The 16,132-nt window shown below is 42.4% G+C and carries 14 protein-coding genes; 7 read left to right on the top strand and 7 right to left on the bottom strand.

From position 1 onward, the window contains the following. Positions 1-11 precede the first annotated feature (11 nt). Together fucP and ACFGVS_RS22955 are read left to right on the top strand one after the other, a co-directional pair. Positions 12-1,289, top strand: coding sequence for an L-fucose:H+ symporter permease (gene fucP, locus ACFGVS_RS22960; RefSeq protein WP_439695727.1), 1,278 nt, complete (start codon positions 12-14; stop codon positions 1,287-1,289). A gap of 33 nt (positions 1,290-1,322) precedes the next feature. Continuing rightward, the gene (locus ACFGVS_RS22955) at positions 1,323-2,111 is read left to right on the top strand and encodes an SDR family oxidoreductase (RefSeq protein WP_439695726.1); all 789 of its coding nucleotides are present in this window, start codon (positions 1,323-1,325) and stop codon (positions 2,109-2,111) included. Between the two features lie 233 nt (positions 2,112-2,344). Here the strand turns inward: ACFGVS_RS22955 and ACFGVS_RS22950 are convergent, their stop codons facing one another. After that, positions 2,345-3,358 carry an LLM class flavin-dependent oxidoreductase gene (locus tag ACFGVS_RS22950; RefSeq protein WP_439695725.1) on the bottom strand — a complete coding sequence of 338 codons (1,014 nt, stop codon included), beginning with the start codon at positions 3,356-3,358 and terminating at the stop codon, positions 2,345-2,347. Between the two features lie 223 nt (positions 3,359-3,581). Further along, on the bottom strand, positions 3,582-5,075 hold the full coding sequence (locus ACFGVS_RS22945) for a hypothetical protein (protein ID WP_439695724.1): 1,494 nt from the start codon (positions 5,073-5,075) through the stop codon (positions 3,582-3,584). 133 nt (positions 5,076-5,208) lie between these two features. Here ACFGVS_RS22945 and yiaA point away from each other — a divergent pair, with 133 nt between their 5' ends. After that, complete coding sequence (yiaA, locus tag ACFGVS_RS22940) at positions 5,209-5,679, top strand: inner membrane protein YiaA (protein ID WP_439695723.1); 471 nt, start codon at positions 5,209-5,211, stop codon at positions 5,677-5,679. A 720-nt stretch (positions 5,680-6,399) separates the two neighbouring features. Here the strand turns inward: yiaA and ACFGVS_RS22935 are convergent. Then, entirely contained in the window at positions 6,400-6,807 is a 408-nt protein-coding gene (locus ACFGVS_RS22935) for an EthD family reductase (protein ID WP_439695722.1), read from the bottom strand. A 271-nt stretch (positions 6,808-7,078) separates the two neighbouring features. On the opposite strand from ACFGVS_RS22935, the gene ACFGVS_RS22930 reads away from it, so the two are divergent. The 4 genes from ACFGVS_RS22930 (at position 7,079) to ACFGVS_RS22915 (ending at position 10,610) form a co-directional block, all read left to right on the top strand. Then, positions 7,079-7,279, top strand: a complete 201-nt coding sequence (locus ACFGVS_RS22930) for a hypothetical protein (RefSeq protein ID WP_274211055.1) — start codon at positions 7,079-7,081, stop codon at positions 7,277-7,279. A gap of 38 nt (positions 7,280-7,317) precedes the next feature. After that, positions 7,318-7,653, top strand: a complete 336-nt coding sequence (locus ACFGVS_RS22925) for a type II toxin-antitoxin system VapC family toxin (RefSeq protein WP_274211056.1) — start codon at positions 7,318-7,320, stop codon at positions 7,651-7,653. A gap of 324 nt (positions 7,654-7,977) precedes the next feature. Continuing rightward, entirely contained in the window at positions 7,978-9,687 is a 1,710-nt protein-coding gene (locus tag ACFGVS_RS22920; RefSeq protein WP_439695721.1) for an FISUMP domain-containing protein, read from the top strand. A 305-nt stretch (positions 9,688-9,992) separates the two neighbouring features. Further along, complete coding sequence (locus tag ACFGVS_RS22915; RefSeq protein ID WP_439695720.1) at positions 9,993-10,610, top strand: DUF1579 family protein; 618 nt, start codon at positions 9,993-9,995, stop codon at positions 10,608-10,610. Positions 10,611-11,128: 518 nt separating this feature from the next. Here the strand turns inward: ACFGVS_RS22915 and ACFGVS_RS22910 are convergent. The 4 genes from ACFGVS_RS22910 to ACFGVS_RS22895 form a co-directional block, all read right to left on the bottom strand. Then, complete coding sequence (locus ACFGVS_RS22910) at positions 11,129-11,644, bottom strand: DUF2199 domain-containing protein (RefSeq protein WP_439695719.1); 516 nt, start codon at positions 11,642-11,644, stop codon at positions 11,129-11,131. 355 nt (positions 11,645-11,999) lie between these two features. Further along, positions 12,000-12,647 (bottom strand): hypothetical protein, encoded by a 648-nt coding sequence (locus ACFGVS_RS22905; protein WP_439695718.1) that lies wholly within the window; start codon positions 12,645-12,647, stop codon positions 12,000-12,002. Next, on the bottom strand, positions 12,637-14,490 hold the full coding sequence (locus tag ACFGVS_RS22900) for an NACHT domain-containing protein (protein WP_439695717.1): 1,854 nt from the start codon (positions 14,488-14,490) through the stop codon (positions 12,637-12,639). Before ACFGVS_RS22900 ends, ACFGVS_RS22905 begins: the two co-directional genes overlap by 11 nt. Positions 14,491-14,777: 287 nt before the next feature. Next, positions 14,778-15,818 carry a hypothetical protein gene (locus ACFGVS_RS22895; RefSeq protein WP_439695716.1) on the bottom strand — a complete coding sequence of 347 codons (1,041 nt, stop codon included), beginning with the start codon at positions 15,816-15,818 and terminating at the stop codon, positions 14,778-14,780. Positions 15,819-16,132 lie beyond the last annotated feature (314 nt).

The raw sequence follows: 16,132 nt of genomic DNA, 5'->3' as shown, positions 1-16,132 counted from the left end.
AAAAAACAACTATGTCGAAAAATAAAAATACGCTTGCTGTGGTCTTAATAACATCCCTGTTCTTTATCTGGGGTTTTGCGTTAAATCTTAACCCGATACTGATACCGCACTTAAAAAAAGCCTGCCAGCTAAGTGATCTGCAATCATCACTGGTAGATTCCGCTGCGTATTTTGCTTACTTTTTGTTGCCGATACCAGCTGCCCAGTTTATGAAACGTTATGGTTATAAAGGGGGCATCCTGTTTGGTTTAATCCTTTTTTCGGTTGGTGCATTCCTGTTTTTCCCGGCATCAATTGTGCGTAACTACGCGTTTTTCCTGGGGGCGTTGTTCATCATATTTTCGGGTGCTGCCTTTTTAGAAACCGCGGCCAATCCATACATCAGCGTATTAGGAGATCCGGAGAGTGCTACGCAACGTATCAACTTTGCACAAACGTTTAACGGCCTTGCAGCGGTATTGGCATCTTATTTAGGAGGCAAGGCTATACTATCGGGCAAAGTGCTTACGCCCGACCAGGAGAAGGCCATGTCATCACTTCAACTGAATAACTATTTAAATAAAGAGGCTTCATCTGTACAATTGCCCTTTCTGATCATCGCAGTTACAGTGCTTATAGTGGCTATCCTTTTATGGCGTACGCATTTGCCCGAAATTGTTGAAGAAGGCGAAGGCCTGCCACAGCACGAAGACCGCACTTTTTTGGAGCGTATTGCCGACTTATTGAACGAAAAGGGTTTAAGGTTTGGGGTAGTAGCGCAATTTTTTTATGTAGGCGGGCAGGCCTGTGTAGGAAGTTTTCTGATCCGTTTTTCTGAAAGGGTAGCGGGAGTAGATGAGGCAGCCGCCAATAATTACCTTACTATGGCCCTTTTCGCTTTTCTGGCAGGCCGGTTTATTGGCACTTTCCTGATGTCATTTATCAACCCCGTAAAACTGCTGGCTATTTATGGTATCACCAATGTGTCGCTTATTGTGCTTTCGGTGTTTTTACACGGTAAGTTCCCGGTTTACGCGTTAATTGGAGTCGAGTTTTTTATGTCGATCATGTTCCCTACGATATTCTCGTTAAGTATCCGAGGATTGGGGGCCAAAACCAAAGAGGGTTCATCACTGGTGATCATGGCTATAGTAGGCGGTGCTATTTTCCCGCCGATAATGGGCAAACTATCTGATATGACCAATATCCAGATTGCTTACCTGGTACCGGCCGCCTGCTTTTTGTTTGTTTTTTACTTTGCCATACGCAATTTAAAAGTAAAAGAGGTGAAACTTACCGTATCCCACTAACAAATCAATTTTTATAACGAATATCCATATACCATGAATTTACAACTCACAGATAAAGTAATTATAGTAACAGGCGGCGCAAAGGGCATAGGCGAGGGCATTGTTAAAGTTTTGGCTGCCGAGGGCGCCATTCCGGTTATTATAGGCCGCAGCGAGGCGGATAACCTTAAAGTGGTTCATGAAATTGAAGCCGCCGGTGGCAGGGCATTCCAGGTTGCCGCCGAACTTACCGATCCTAAGGCTAACCAAAATGCCATTGATGCAACCATAGATAAATATGGTCGTATAGATGGCCTGGTAAATAACGCCGGCGTAAATGATGGTGTAGGCCTGGAAGATGGCAACTACGAAGCCTTCATAGCATCGCTGCATAAAAATGTGGTACACTATTACCTGATGGCCCATTATGCCCTACCCGAACTCATCAAATCCAAAGGTGCTATCGTCAATATCACCTCCAAAACTGCCGACACCGGACAGGGTCATACCTCGGGATACGCCGCGGCAAACGGCGGGCGTAACGCTTTAACCCGCGAATGGGCTGTGGAGCTGTTGAAATATGGCATCCGTGTAAACGCCGTTGTGGTGGCCGAGTGCTGGACCCCATTGTACGAAACCTGGCTAAACAAAATGGCCGACCCGGAAGCCAAACTACAAGAAATTCAATCAAAAATCCCCCTGGGTAACCGCATGACCACCGCCGAGGAACTGGCCAACACCACTGCCTTCCTGCTCTCGCCCGTATCCAGCCACACCACCGGCCAACTGGTATACGTCGACGGCGGGTACACGCATTTGGATAGAGCGCTGGCTAACGCTTAGTGGGGAAGAATCAAGAGTCAAGAGTTAAGACTTTTGAACGCCGGCTAATACTCACCCGGCGAGGCTGCGCCCGCCATCCTCTCTTCGGCTTCGCCGGAAAGAGGGGTATAAATGCTCAATATCAATACATTACAGAAAAAATAAATAATAAAATTTCAAGCCCCTCTTTCCAACGAAGTTGAAGAGAGGGTGCCCCAGCGAAGCGTTGGGCGGGTGAGTCTTCACCGCCGTTCTCACCGCTCACTATTCACCACCTCCGCAAACAACCTGTACGATTTCAGCTTCGCTCCATGATCGTAAATATGCGATGTTGCCATAATCTCATCTATCCCGTTTTCTTCCACAAAATCGGTTAACATGGCAGTAATTTTTTGCTTGCTGCCTACGAACGAGTAGGCCAGCATCTGCATCACGGCTTCTTCTTCAAACACGTTCCAGATGTGGGCCATACTTTCAACCGGGGGTTGTAGCAGGCGGCGTTTGCCGGTAACAATGCCCATAAACATTTGCTTTACGCTGGTGGCCAGGTATTCGGCTTCCTCGTCGGTATCGGCGGCTACTACGTTTACGCAGGCCATTACGTAGGGCTGCTGCAATACTGCCGATGGTTTAAAATTATCGCGGTATATTTTAATGGCCTCCTTAAAGTAAGCAGGCGCAAAGTGACTGGCGAAGGCATAGGGCAAACCCTTGGCCGCGGCAAGCCTGGCGCTATCCGTGCTCGAACCTAATATCCATATTGGTATATCCAGCCCCTCGCCTGGGATAGCGCGGACTTTGGCGTCGGCATTATCGGCCGAAAAATATTTTTGCAACGCCTCCACATCCCGGGGGAAGTAAAACGACGCGTTCATATTCTCGCCCCTGATGGCCATAGCGGTAACCTGGTCGGTGCCGGGAGCGCGGCCAAGGCCAAGGTCAATCCGGTTGGGGTAAAGGGTAGCCAGGGTGCCAAACTGCTCGGCCACCACCAGCGGCGAATGATTGGGCAGCATAATGCCGCCCGAACCCACGCGGATAGCCTGCGTATTGCCCGCCACATAACCAATCAATAACGACGTGGCCGAACTGGCCACACTAATCATATTATGATGCTCGGCAAACCAGTAACGGGTATAGCCCAGCTGCTCGGCCTGCCGCGCGTTTTGCAGGCTGTTATGGTAAGTATCGGCAATGGGGTGCCCCTCAACTACCGTAGCCAAATCCAGTACCGAATAAGCCAGCTCATCCAATGTTTTTAAACTCATATCACAAATTTAAACCTAAACCAGGCAGGTATGCGAAACGGCACGACAGATATGACTTTGGCTAAACAATAGCCTCCTCATGACCACCATGGAAGGGAGACATCCGGAAGCCCCGAAATTGAGATGGGCCTTGCATGATAAAATTTTGCGAAATTCTGACTGGGCGGGGACGTATACCGCATGGCGGCGAGTCGACGCACCACGCCCACGGATATTATTGCGCTTAGTTACTATCCTGTACCAGCGTCAGCGCCACTTCGAAAGCTGTTTTTTTCTCCCGCCGAGCTACCAGCCAGGCTATAAAGCTTAAGGTGAAAATGTCGTTATTTTCCGGCTTATCAAGCAGGTTTAAAACCTGGTCGCGATAGGTGGTTTCAAAAACCACATCAGGTTTTTGCAGGTATTTTTCAACCAACTTCAAAAATAACAGCACCCGCTCCTCCGACGTTTTTAACAGGTACTTTTTATAGCGCCGCCTGAAGCTGTTTAGCCGCGATATGGCAACGTCAATATTGGAGAACTGCGCATGCACCAGAATTTCCATCAGGTTTTTGCGGATGGTCCATAACATACCCATCTTTTTTTCGTACCAGGCATCGGTTCGGGTAAGTAACATGAGTTGCTTTAAGCTTTGCTGGTTGTTGCACAGCGCCAAAAACATGGCCAGGCATATGCGCACATCTTCTATATCTTCCGGTTTGCTCCTGTTGTTGGTTTTTCTGAGCGATTCCTGCAATATCCCTATGGCATCGTTGGCAAATCCTGTAAAAAACAGGGTAAGGCCACGCAATAACCGGTAACGCAAATAAAAACCCGCATAGTAACGGCTATCCGTCGCCATTAAATCCATCATTTCCTCCAGGTAGGATGCACTCCTGGCAAAATCCTTTTGCCGCAGGTGAAAGTTGGCCAAAAAGTACAGGATAGAGATATGATAAAACAGGTACGACTGCTTTTTACCCGCCTGGCCCTGCATAAACTGATCCGTACGGTTAACGTAGCGCTCTATCAGCCCATAATTTTGCTGTATAGCCGCGTATTCATTAGCAATGAAAAGGATCTGGTAGATGGATTTATAGGTCATCAGGTCCTGGGCCGAGATTTTGTATTTCCTGATGGTGGTGATCACCAGCCTGGTCAAATTCACTATTTTCCCTTGCAGGTGTATAGCCTGTAGTTCCTGCCGCAAAAAAGCATAGGCTATGTTTAGCTTAGCCTCGCGTTGCATGTGTAATTGGTTCTGCATAAAGCGCGCGGTGAGAGCATCCAGGTCTTCGGCCCCCTCCAGATGGGCATATTGCAGTTTCAACAATAAAAGCTCATTTAATAAATTAAACTGCTCCAAATGGCTGGCCAGCTTTTCGGCCTTGTCCAAACATTTAAAGGCTACCTTAACCACATCATTCTCTAACAGAAAACGCCCTACCACCACCAGGCGCAAGGCGTCGTAAGTTTCGGCGTGGCTGCTTTCGAAGGTTTTTTGCGATAAAAACAGCAGCAAATTATCCTGCAATCTTTTGCGTAAAGCATGGTAAGCATCCTTATTTTTTTCGGGCTTGTATAGTTTATTTATGCCAGCTATATCGTCAGTTTCTATTAAATCAAGTAAGGCCAGGTTTTTTACGTCGTCCCTTTTGTTTTTGCGCTGCAAAAACTGCCGGAATAGTGTTTTATCGGTATTATTGAGCAGATTAACCAGTTCCGATAGTGAGTCCATATCAATGTGTTAATGCTGGTAAATGTACATTAATTGGCAAATTATATCGTCAGTAATTTACATAATATGATTTTTGCAGGCCGGTTTTACATCGCACATTTGCTTCCATATTAACAACTAAAACAACACAAACATGGAACCGCTACAAAACAAAACAGAAGAAAATTCAGCCTTTGGAAAATATGGCGACAAGATTAAAAGAAACCCGTTAAAACCCACCGCCGCCTTTATAGGTGCCTCGTGGTTTGCCTTATTGGTGGGCGTAATAGGCTACTGCGTTGGCTTATGGAATGCCACTATCCAGCTGAACGAAAAAGGCTATTATTTCACCATCCTATTATTTGGCTTATTCGCCGTTATCTCGGTACAAAAAAGCGTAAGGGACAGGGCCGAAGGGTTGGCCGTTACCGACCTGTACTACGGCCTCAGCTGGTTTGCCACCATCGCGGCAATGGTTTTATTAACCATCGGCCTGTGGAATACCGACCTGGCCCGAAGCGAGAAAGGCTTCTACGCCATGGCATTTTGCCTCAGCATGTTCTCGGCCATTGCCGTACAAAAAAACACCCGCGACGCCAAACTGATAGACGACAAAGAACTGTAACGTAGCGGTTACTACCCCGCAGCGCCCTTGTTTAACAAGGCCTGCGGGGTTTTTAAATGAATTTAATATCGAACACCGAATATCCAATTTCGAATAACGAACCGAAAACTTCGATGTTGGACATTCGATATTCCGTGTTCGATATTGTTTTTCACTTTGTCCCCCTTCAAAATCTTGCTACTTGATACTTGCTACTTGATACTAAAAAGTGCTGAAGGAAAATATTTACGTATTAAAAATCCTGATTCCTGATTCTTGTCTCTTGATTCTTTTCCCGGGCAATACCTGCGGTCCGGGCTATGCGTTCATACGCCTGCAGGCATTACGCGCGGGGCCGGTACCCACTTCTATCCCTATTGCGGAGGAGGGCACAAGCGGTCCTTCCGAGTGCAGCCGCACAACACTACGTCAAAGGGGCGAATGGGTTTAATTGCGGGTGTGTGTACCGGTACGGATTGAAACAGGGTGACACGACCTGGTACGGGGTGGTACACCCTGAAACGGGGTGGTACGGGGTGGTACGGGGTGGTACACCACCAATGGTTAATTTTTTTAATCCGGGCAAAATTTCGGATTGAGCCGGGCAGGCATTATCACCGCACGCCCTCCGGTTGGCCCTCGCAGAAGCCGGGTATTATATAAATTTGCAACTAAAGCATATGTAAAACTCAAGCTTTGGCTGTTGTGGTGATAACACCGGCCGGAAGCTAAATGTTATGTTTACTTTATCACCTCACTTACCAAAATAACGGGAGTGATATTGGTATAATTTGGAAAATCGGCACGAATGGCATCTCTGTTTGGCGCGATAGCAGCCTGATAGTCGCTTAGGCTTTTGATATAAAATGTGCCAATAGCCATAAAGGGCAGCGGTTGGTTTGGGATACCACTGGCCATCCCTTTTTCGATGGTGTATTTAACCAAATTCGATCCTAAAAACCGCGCTACCATTGGCATATGCTTAGTTTCATAATACTCCATATTAAAGGTTTTACCTTCGGCATAAGGGTACATCACTGATACTTTAATTAAGCCCTTTTCAACAATAGTTACGTTTTGCTTTTCCTGGCTAAACACGGTAAAAGAAATGGTTAAAAGCAGGAATGATAAAATTAGCCTTAATTTCATAATTGGTTTATTTAACTGAAGGTGCTCAATTTAATATACAAATATTAACATATTGTATTTATTCACAAAACGTTATGCCGGTTAAAATTTAAGGTTCTTACACCCTTGTTCTTTGCCCCTGGTGTGTTTTCAAATAACTGCGAATACCGGGGTGTATTGAAAGGGCTCTACTTACAATGAGCGGTTTTCCTCAAATTAATGTCCTTCAACAAAATGATTATCACTAACTTTATAATGCAGATAGACTTTTACTGTTACCTAAAACGTGTATATGGAAACGGTTACTATAGAACTTACCAATCAAAAGGCTTACAAAATTCTGAAAGACCTGGAAGAGCTTAACCTTATCAAGGTAATAAAGAAGCCTGCCCGGCTATCGTCGTTGCGTCAAAAAATACAAACCAAAATGAGCAATGAGGATATTGATAAGCAACTCCATAATCTGCGCGACGAACGGCAAAGACCTATCTGATTGACACATCGGCTGTAATCAAATACCTTAACGAATCATTGCCTGCCGGCGGTTTAAAATTTATAGATGAGGTTATTGACGACGAATCACAATTATCCTTCATTTCTGAAATTGAGCTACAGGTTTGGAATCCGTCCAATGAGGAAGATCTGGAAATTTATAGCCTTTTTGTTACCCAGGCCGATATTGTAGGTATTGATGCCGAGATAATTGCCGAAGCCATACGGATTAGAAAGTACCATCAACTTAAATTGCCCGATGCTATTATAGCCGCCACCGCAATTACCCGTGATTTAACCTTGATAGCCGATAATGATAAAGATTTTTTAAAGGTTACCGCGTTGAAGTATATCAATCCCAACACTATAAATTAAAGCCTTCGCTGCCGCAAGCCTCCTGGCTTGTGCGCCCGCCTGCTAAGTATACGCCATGCCATTAGGACAGTCAACTACACAACTTGTCAACCTCAATCTTTTAATATTACTCTTTCGCCCCGCTTTAAAATAAAAATCACGGATATATTATAACATCCGGGATTTGCGTGGCGTATACCTAGCATAGCGTTTACCTGCCAGCGGGCACACAAGCCTGGAGGCTTGCAGCAGCACAAAAAGTTCTTGCGGTGAGGGCTAACAATAGTTCAAAGAAAAAAATTACATACACAAGCAATATCTTTATCTTCGTGCAAAATATTGTTAATGAAACTTTTATTAAAAACCTGCCTTATCTTATTAATTGCCGTACTGGCCGGCTGCTCCAAAAGCGCCCAAAATGCAAACATTACCCAACCGGTAGCACCAACCTTTGGCAATTTTACCCTGCCGGCAAAGGAGTTTACCGATAAGCCTTTTACCATAACCGCCCCAAAAAGCACCAGCGATGGCGCTATAACCTATACCAGCAGTAATAAAAAAGTAGCTACCATAAGCGGTCAAACTATTACCATTACGGGCACCGGATTATCGGTAATTACAGCCAAACAGGCCGCTACCAAAAACTTTACCGCCGATTCGGTGAAAGCCAATTTTACGGTAGGCCTTGCCGCGCCAACTTTAACAACGTTCACTATTCCCAATAAAAAAGAAACCGACGTACCTTTTTTACCTCCTTATCCAAAAAGCAACAGTACGGGGGCATTCACTTTCAAAAGCCTTAACCCCAATGTGGCTATTACCATAAGTAGCTATAAAATAGTGCTTAAGGGGCCGGGCACCTGCACCATTGTAGCTATACAAGCTGCAACCGCCAACTTCAGGGCCGACTCGATACAAACAACTTTTACGGTAACCGGCTTAATTAAGCCAACTATCACCGGCTTTACAGTACCAAACAAAAAAATGGGCGATCCGGCTTTCACTCTTGTTAAACCCACAAGCAACAGTACGGGAGCGTTTACTTATAAAAGCAGCAATCCGGCGGTGGCAACAATCTCGGGTAATACTGTAACTATAAAAGGAGCAGGATACAGCTATATAACTGCCGTGCAGGCGGCAACGGGCACTTATAAAGCCGATTCGGTACAGGCAACGCTGATTGTGCTTGCCAAAGCAATAGCTCCAACACTTTCAAACTTTACGGTGCCGGGTAAGTACCTTGGCGAAGCAGCTTTTACGCTAATAAAGCCCAATAGCAACAGTGCCGGTACATTTACTTATACCAGCAGTAATACAGCCGTAGCTACCGTATCGGGCAATACGGTTACTATTAAGGCTAAAGGGCAAACTACCATAACCGCCATGCAGGCAACTAATGGTAATTACACGGCAGGAAGCATCAGCGCGGTATTAACCGTTACCGACCGCCCCGCTACGGGTACCGTTACCGATGTTGACGGCAACGTTTATAGCACCATAAAAATTGGTACACAAACCTGGATGATAGAAAACCTTAAAGTAACACATTACAATGATGGTACCCCGATACCAAATGTAACCGACGACAACACCTGGAAAGGACTATCAACCGGGGCATATTGCAATTATAAAAATGACGCAGCCATCGGTAAAATTTACGGTAAGCTATATAACTGGTATGCCGTAACCAACCTGCATAAGCTTGCCCCTGCCGGCTGGCACATCCCTACCGATGCGGAGTGGAACACCCTATACACTTATATTGGCGGAACCCGCGAAGATGGCAGCAAAATACAGGAACAAGGCACAACCCACTGGATAGCCAATACCGGCGCCACCAACAGCACCCTGTTTACCGGCCTGCCCGGTGGCGCCCGTGATTTTGATGCATTCCAGGGTGTTTTTACAAGTATAGGCTACTACGGAAAATGGTGGAGCATAACCCCCACTACCACCGCCAACGCGGTATATATGGCCCTGTATGTAAAAGGCTACTTTGAACGCCACGAAAACCTTAAGTACTATGGCTACTCGGTTAGGTGCATAAAAGACTAATAAATATGATTACTCCGCCCGGCGCACATGCTGCATTTAACCGGCGGAGTAAAACCCGTTTTTAGCGCATATATGCCAGGACAGGAGCGGTAGCCGACCTGTGCTTAAGATGTGATCTGTTTACAAAAATCACAAGTGATCCTTCCCGCGGCCAGCCGCACAGCACTTGCGCCAGGGGCTGGTTCAACATCCGGCTTCAAGTTTTGCTAATGCAACAAATACTAAAGTATTTGCAACGCATGCGTAAGGCAAACCGGTTAATAATTGCCTTTTTTTGAGGTGTACTTATCAACATATAAAATCCTATGAAAAAAACAATTAGGCCAAGCACGGCCATCAGAATATGCCTGGCCACTCTTATTTATACAACTGTTAATTTCGCGACTTATGCCCAGGCACCGAAACAGCCGGACACCATGACCCAATTGCTTGATTATTCGCGGCCGGGAAATGCCCATGCGCAATTAGAAAAACTGGCAGGCACCTGGTTGTTCCAGGACGCCAAGCTGGCTTTTGTAAAAGGTACCCTTGTGCGCAAAGTTATTTACAACGGGCGATTTTACAGCGTTGAAATGACGGGGGGAAAATTGCCGCTACCGGTTGCAGATGGCAAAATGAAAGAAGATTTTTATCAAAGCATGCAAATTGAAGGTTTTGACAATCCACAAAAGAAATATATTACCACCTCTATCAACAACCATATCGGCAGCGACATTCAAATGCAAACGGGAACTTTTGATGCGGCTAAGCAGGCCTTTACTTACGATTGGGAGGACGAACTGATTCCTGGACAGGCTCAAAAAAACCGCCGGGTTTTAACCATCATAGATGCTAATCACTATAAAGAAGAGTTCTATGAAATGCATGGCAATGATTTTGTTAAGGTAAGGGAACTGGATTATACTAAAACTGCCGGTCAATAATCGAATGCCATGGATTACCTGAATTTTTAAGCCCTGAAGCAATGTGATTAAACAATCCTTGGCGCAAGTGTTGTGCGGCTGCATGCGGGAGGATCACTTGTGACTTTTGTAAGCCATGCAAATTGCACGCAAAGGTCAGCTACGGTACCTGCCCCAGCACAAGACATGTACTTAAAAATTGAATTTGATTGTTGCTTTCAGCTTGTGGTCAGCCTGTTATCACCGCACCACTTCCAGTTGGCTCTACGGAAGCCCGGTATTATATCGATTTGCAACTAAAGCATATGTAAATACAAGCTTTTGCTGGTGCGGTGATAACACCTGGCGGAGGCTAATCTTGATTATTGCCTCTTGATTCTTTTCCCGGGGCAATACCTGCGGTCCGGGCTATGCGTTCATACGCCTGCAGGCATTAAGCGCGAGGGCCGGTGCCACTTCTATCCCTATTGCGGACGAGGGGGTGTACCAAATCACACGTGATCCGCCCGCGAGCAGCCGCACAACACTGGGCTAAGATGTTAATGCTGCCAATCTTTCAAAATAGCCTGCACTTTTTCAACCGCTTCATGTAACGTTATCCCATTTAGCTGATCTATCCGCAAGGGATGATTTTCTTCAACCACCACGATATCCGGAGTGAAACCCACATTGTTTTCGCAGGCCAGAGCCTTAATGCCTAAGGTATTATCATAGGTAGGCACTATATTATGCAAAAATCCAAAATAAGGTTCTTGTTTTAATCTTTCAGGATCATTCCAAAGTGTATTTCGGATTTCAAAATTTTCTTTGGTGATGGTTAGCCAAACGTTAAATATTAAATCTTTGGGATGATCATTTATAGGGATCATCAATTCACCCTTGTGGAAATAGTAATTATCAATAACACAAAGGTTCTCCGCCATCTCAACTCGTTCCTTTACTTCATTTTCGGGCACGTTGAAATAATATGCGGGATAGTCGCTATCAAAGCACAATGGAATTTCACTGTACACCTTGCCGCAGCATGAACATGTAAATTGAGTAGATCCTAACATAGAAATTCTAAAATACGATTTGGTTTGTAGATTAACAAAAGTCACATTGATCCTCCCACATGCTCCAGCATGCCAAGTATACGCCATGCCTTTAGGATAATCAACTACACAACTTGTTAACCTCAATTTTTTAATATTACTCTTTCGCCCCGCTTAAAATAAAAATCCCGGATATATTATAACATCCGGGATTTGCGTGGCGTATACTTAGCATGGCGTTTACCTGTCAGCGGGCACACAAGCCTGGAGGCTTGCGGCAGCGCAAAAAGTTCTTGCGGGAGCGGGGGGGACGGAGCGCAAAAAAGTGCTTGCGGGAGCGGGAGTGGGGTTTACCTGTCAGCGGGCGCCTAGAATATTATTGCTCATCAATTCCGATAACACATTTGAATTGGGTTTCTAAATTAACCAAAACGGCGTTTATCTCCATCAGTAGTAAGTTCTTATTGCTATCTAGTTCGATTAAGAAATCAGGATCTTTAAACTCAGTATTCATAGGTGAATGTAAAGCAAATTCTATTTTTTTACTATAGTTAAATTCTTCTTCTATCAATACTAAAACTTTTTCGAATAGTATTAATACATCAAAACAACTTTTACTTGTTGATATAGAAAGAAATAATTGTTTAATTCTTAGAAACTCTTTTGCCCTTCCTATTTCAACGGATATCAAAGTGCTTTTTTCAGGAAATAATTGTTTCTGTTTAATAATTTCTAAATAAATCGCATTAATTGATGTTATATTATCATATAGTTCTTTGATAATTAGTGCACGTTCTTCATACAATTTAGAAAAAATTATCATGCTTTTAGCTTTTTGGATATCCAGGTTGATTTTTACTTTTTCCGTTTCTATTTGAAGTTTATGCTTATAAACCTCAAAATCGTTTTGCAAAAATTTTTCATACAAAGATTTTACTAAATAGCCGATGACAGCAACAATGCTAAAACTCCCTATAGTGATAATTCCCAAGCTTCTTAAAAGAAAAAAAATCTCACTTTCCATTTTTTAAATAATTGTATTGAGCATCTGTTAATAAAAGTTCTGAAGGCAGGTCATAACTTGATGTTATCGCATTAGCATTTTTTTTGAAATAAGTAATTGAATTTGATCCACCAGATAAATCATAGTAATTTTTTAGTATGTTCAAAGAGCAATATTTTCTAACCAGAGAGTTTGGGACCATTTTTGCATTATAAGCAATTACAAGCGAGTTGATAATTAAAATGCAAATGGTTGTAATAGGAGTGATGGGTAAATCTGGTTTTTCTATAACTATCCGATTACAAAACACATCTAAAAAACCAGTAAGCTCGTATAGTGATATATCAAATTTCTGCGATATGTTGCTTTTGCTGAGGGAATTAGTTGAAAGACCGGAGTCAAAGAATTTTTTTATTGGAGGATAAAAACGATCAAACAACAGCGATTGTAAATATAACATTGAAGAAGAAGATAAGGAAATAGCTAATGCCAATTCGTTTGGTAATTTGACCAAGAGCCTTAAATTCGTTGGGATATTCGGAAGTCTTACGAGATATTCAGCTGTTAAGTATTCTTGAGTAGATTTATGAGTGAATTCATATTCGTCTTGACCAACACACAAAATAATGCCTGTGTGTGATTCAATTTCTTTTATAACATCTTTGAGATCATCTTTTGGCAATCCGAAATTTTGATATATCGCTGTGTAAATATTTGATAATTGTTCTTTGGAAAATATAGTTTTCTCAAATTTTGTCGTCAATAAAAAGGCGAAATTTGCCAAAAACTCAAACTTTCTGTCTTGTTCGAAATTTTGATATTTGGAATTACGAGCAATTTGCCGCTGTTCATCCCACTCTTCAATCAATAAACTAACAACTTTTCGGTGAACCGTTTTTGGTTTTTCGGGAATTTTGCCTATCCTTTCATAAATTGCACATAAATGAGATAATGTTAGAGGCCTTATAAGAGTATCGAAGTAAGGTGATTTTTTTATTTGAAGAAGAAAGTCGTCAGCCGTTTTCACATTTGGAAGCCATTGGTATGCAAATTCCTTAAGTTGATGCTGATCCAATGGACATATTTCGAATACGTCTGTGTTTTGCAAATTTATATGATAATCACTACTTCTTGACGTTAATACAAATTTAGAAGTTTTTAATTTTTGTGATAAGTCTTTTAGTTCACGGTTTAGATAGTCTAGGGAATCTCTCGGTACTTCATCATATCCATCGATGATTAATAAGGCTTTCGTTGTGTTAAAGAATAGCGAAAAAAAGTTGCTGTAATAATCAAATTCATCTTTGTAATTCGCTTTAATAGTTTTGACAGAAGCTCGCAATTGCAGTTCACCCGAAACTACATTTGAATCCTCATGCATCTCAAAAAAAAGATTTAGCTTCTTAGATAGGAAGTTAAATATTGAATATTGATAGTCTTTTAGTTCTCTTAATTTTACTAATAATGGAAACGAAAACTTTGAACTAAATTCCTCGTTATTAAATTGCTGAAAAATACGTTTCATAGAGGTGGTTTTTCCAGCACCTGGTTGTCCCAAAACAATTATATTGCTTTGAATTCTTTGAAATGTATCTAACATGGATTTTTTTTTGCTCTTTTCAGTAAAGTCTATGTGTAAACTAGCTGGAGTAAGATATAAGTCCAAATCAATATATGTTTTGGATAAGTTCTTTGCTTCCTTCAGCCCGTTAAAAGATATTTGAGTTGACCATTCAGCTATATTCTCATTGTAATTTTTAAAATTTTCCTCAAACTCCGAAAAAACACATTTAACGCTCCTGTCTTTATTATTAAATCTATTTTTGACGTATTCGAAATCCTTTTGTAGAGAGTTATATTCCATAATTATATTTAAGGCCTAGGTTATAAATTTAGATTTATTATTTGATAAAAAGACTGTGCTATAATAGATTAGAATGAAATAGTGTCAAATAAAAAAAAATGAATTTTTTCCGGCGGTCATCTGCGTGATTACCGCTACTCTTTTTGTTTAAATTACCGAATCCACGTATTGATAAGTTTACAACTAAAAAGGCAATCGATACAAGTTTTGACTGGCGCGGTGATATGTCAACCAAAAGCTAAAATTACATGTCACACGCGCCGGCTTGGAGTAATGTAATCTTGCTTTTATCTTTTGGATTTACTTAAACGCCAAAGCAAGTACTCCGGAATATCCTTTAACTGCTCAATAGAACTTTGATATTCGGTTTCATTTTTTATGAAACCAACCGTTCCTAATCCAAATGAAATGAACTGCGACATCGATGCTGCAAGACCGGTTTGTGCAAGGGATATCAAACCAAGCCCCACTGCACCAACAGTTGCCCCAGCGACTTTCAATTTATGCATATTTGCTATATGATTAAACTTTCTGCTGATTTGATCAAGTTTTGGCTGTATAGTATCATACCTAAATTCTGCAGCAGTGACCTCTCCCGCGCCCAACATTTTCATATAGCTTTTTATCTGTCCTCTGAAAGATGCTAAAATGTCCTCTTCATCCTCAATTATTTGTGCAAAATCACTAATACTTGTCCCAGAAAGGAATGGTAATAATATATCTGCAACCTCCCGATGCTGGTTAACACTACTTTTTCGATCAAAAATGGGATAAGAAGCTTGATCATGCTTATCGACCATTGCTCGCCATTCTTCATGTGTTCCGTTTGCATCGGCAGGATGGATTAAGACCTGGTTTTTGTCATTCATAATAAAAATAATTTTTTCCGGCCTGATCATAATCTTACCAGCTTCGATTAAGGGAGACAATTCATTAAATGTATCTTCCAACAGATCCTCTGAAATACTTCCGTAGCCGCCAAAAAGGTTACTCTCTGGTAACTGCTTTTTTAAGAGTTCGAGATATTCCTGATCTCCTGTGACATTTTGTCCCATTTTTTCTGGATGAAATGTGTATAGAAAATGTTTAGGATGATAGGGATAAATTGAGGTAAAATCAGCAAGTAGCACTGACAGCTTAATCAGTTCGTATTGATTTTTACTATCTGCTTTAACTCGAATTTCCGTTTTTAAACCATTATATTGATGGAACCAATCTAGAAATTCTTTTTCCCTACTTTGAAAATGAGGACTGAAGTCGTGTGAATTCTGTAATACTAATTCGTGCAGCTTCCGGCCAATCAAAGCCGGTTCTTTCAATATAGCCATCTTTTAGTTTGTAAGTTGTTCAGATAGGTAAAGATAAGGCAGTTACTGGTCTGATTAGCAGCATGAATACAAATTAGTTTTATTGTAAACTTTTATCGGAACCTAGCGCATAATGCCTGCAGGCGTGTCAATGCAAAGCCCCCCGCTGCCGCAAGTTGTGCCGTGAATTGATTGCCGTAAGGTAAAAGAATGTTGTATAAAAGATGGTAGTAGGCCTACCAAAGTCGCCGTGCCCCGCTACCGCAAGGGTCCCCCTTGTGGTCCGCATGCTAAGTATTGAATATGCAAATCCCAGATGCTTAACTGCATCGGGA

Source organism: Mucilaginibacter sediminis (assembly GCF_051903035.1).
In the GTDB taxonomy this organism is placed as follows: Bacteria; Bacteroidota; Bacteroidia; order Sphingobacteriales; family Sphingobacteriaceae; genus Mucilaginibacter.
This window is presented reverse-complemented; position numbering and strand designations above follow the sequence as displayed.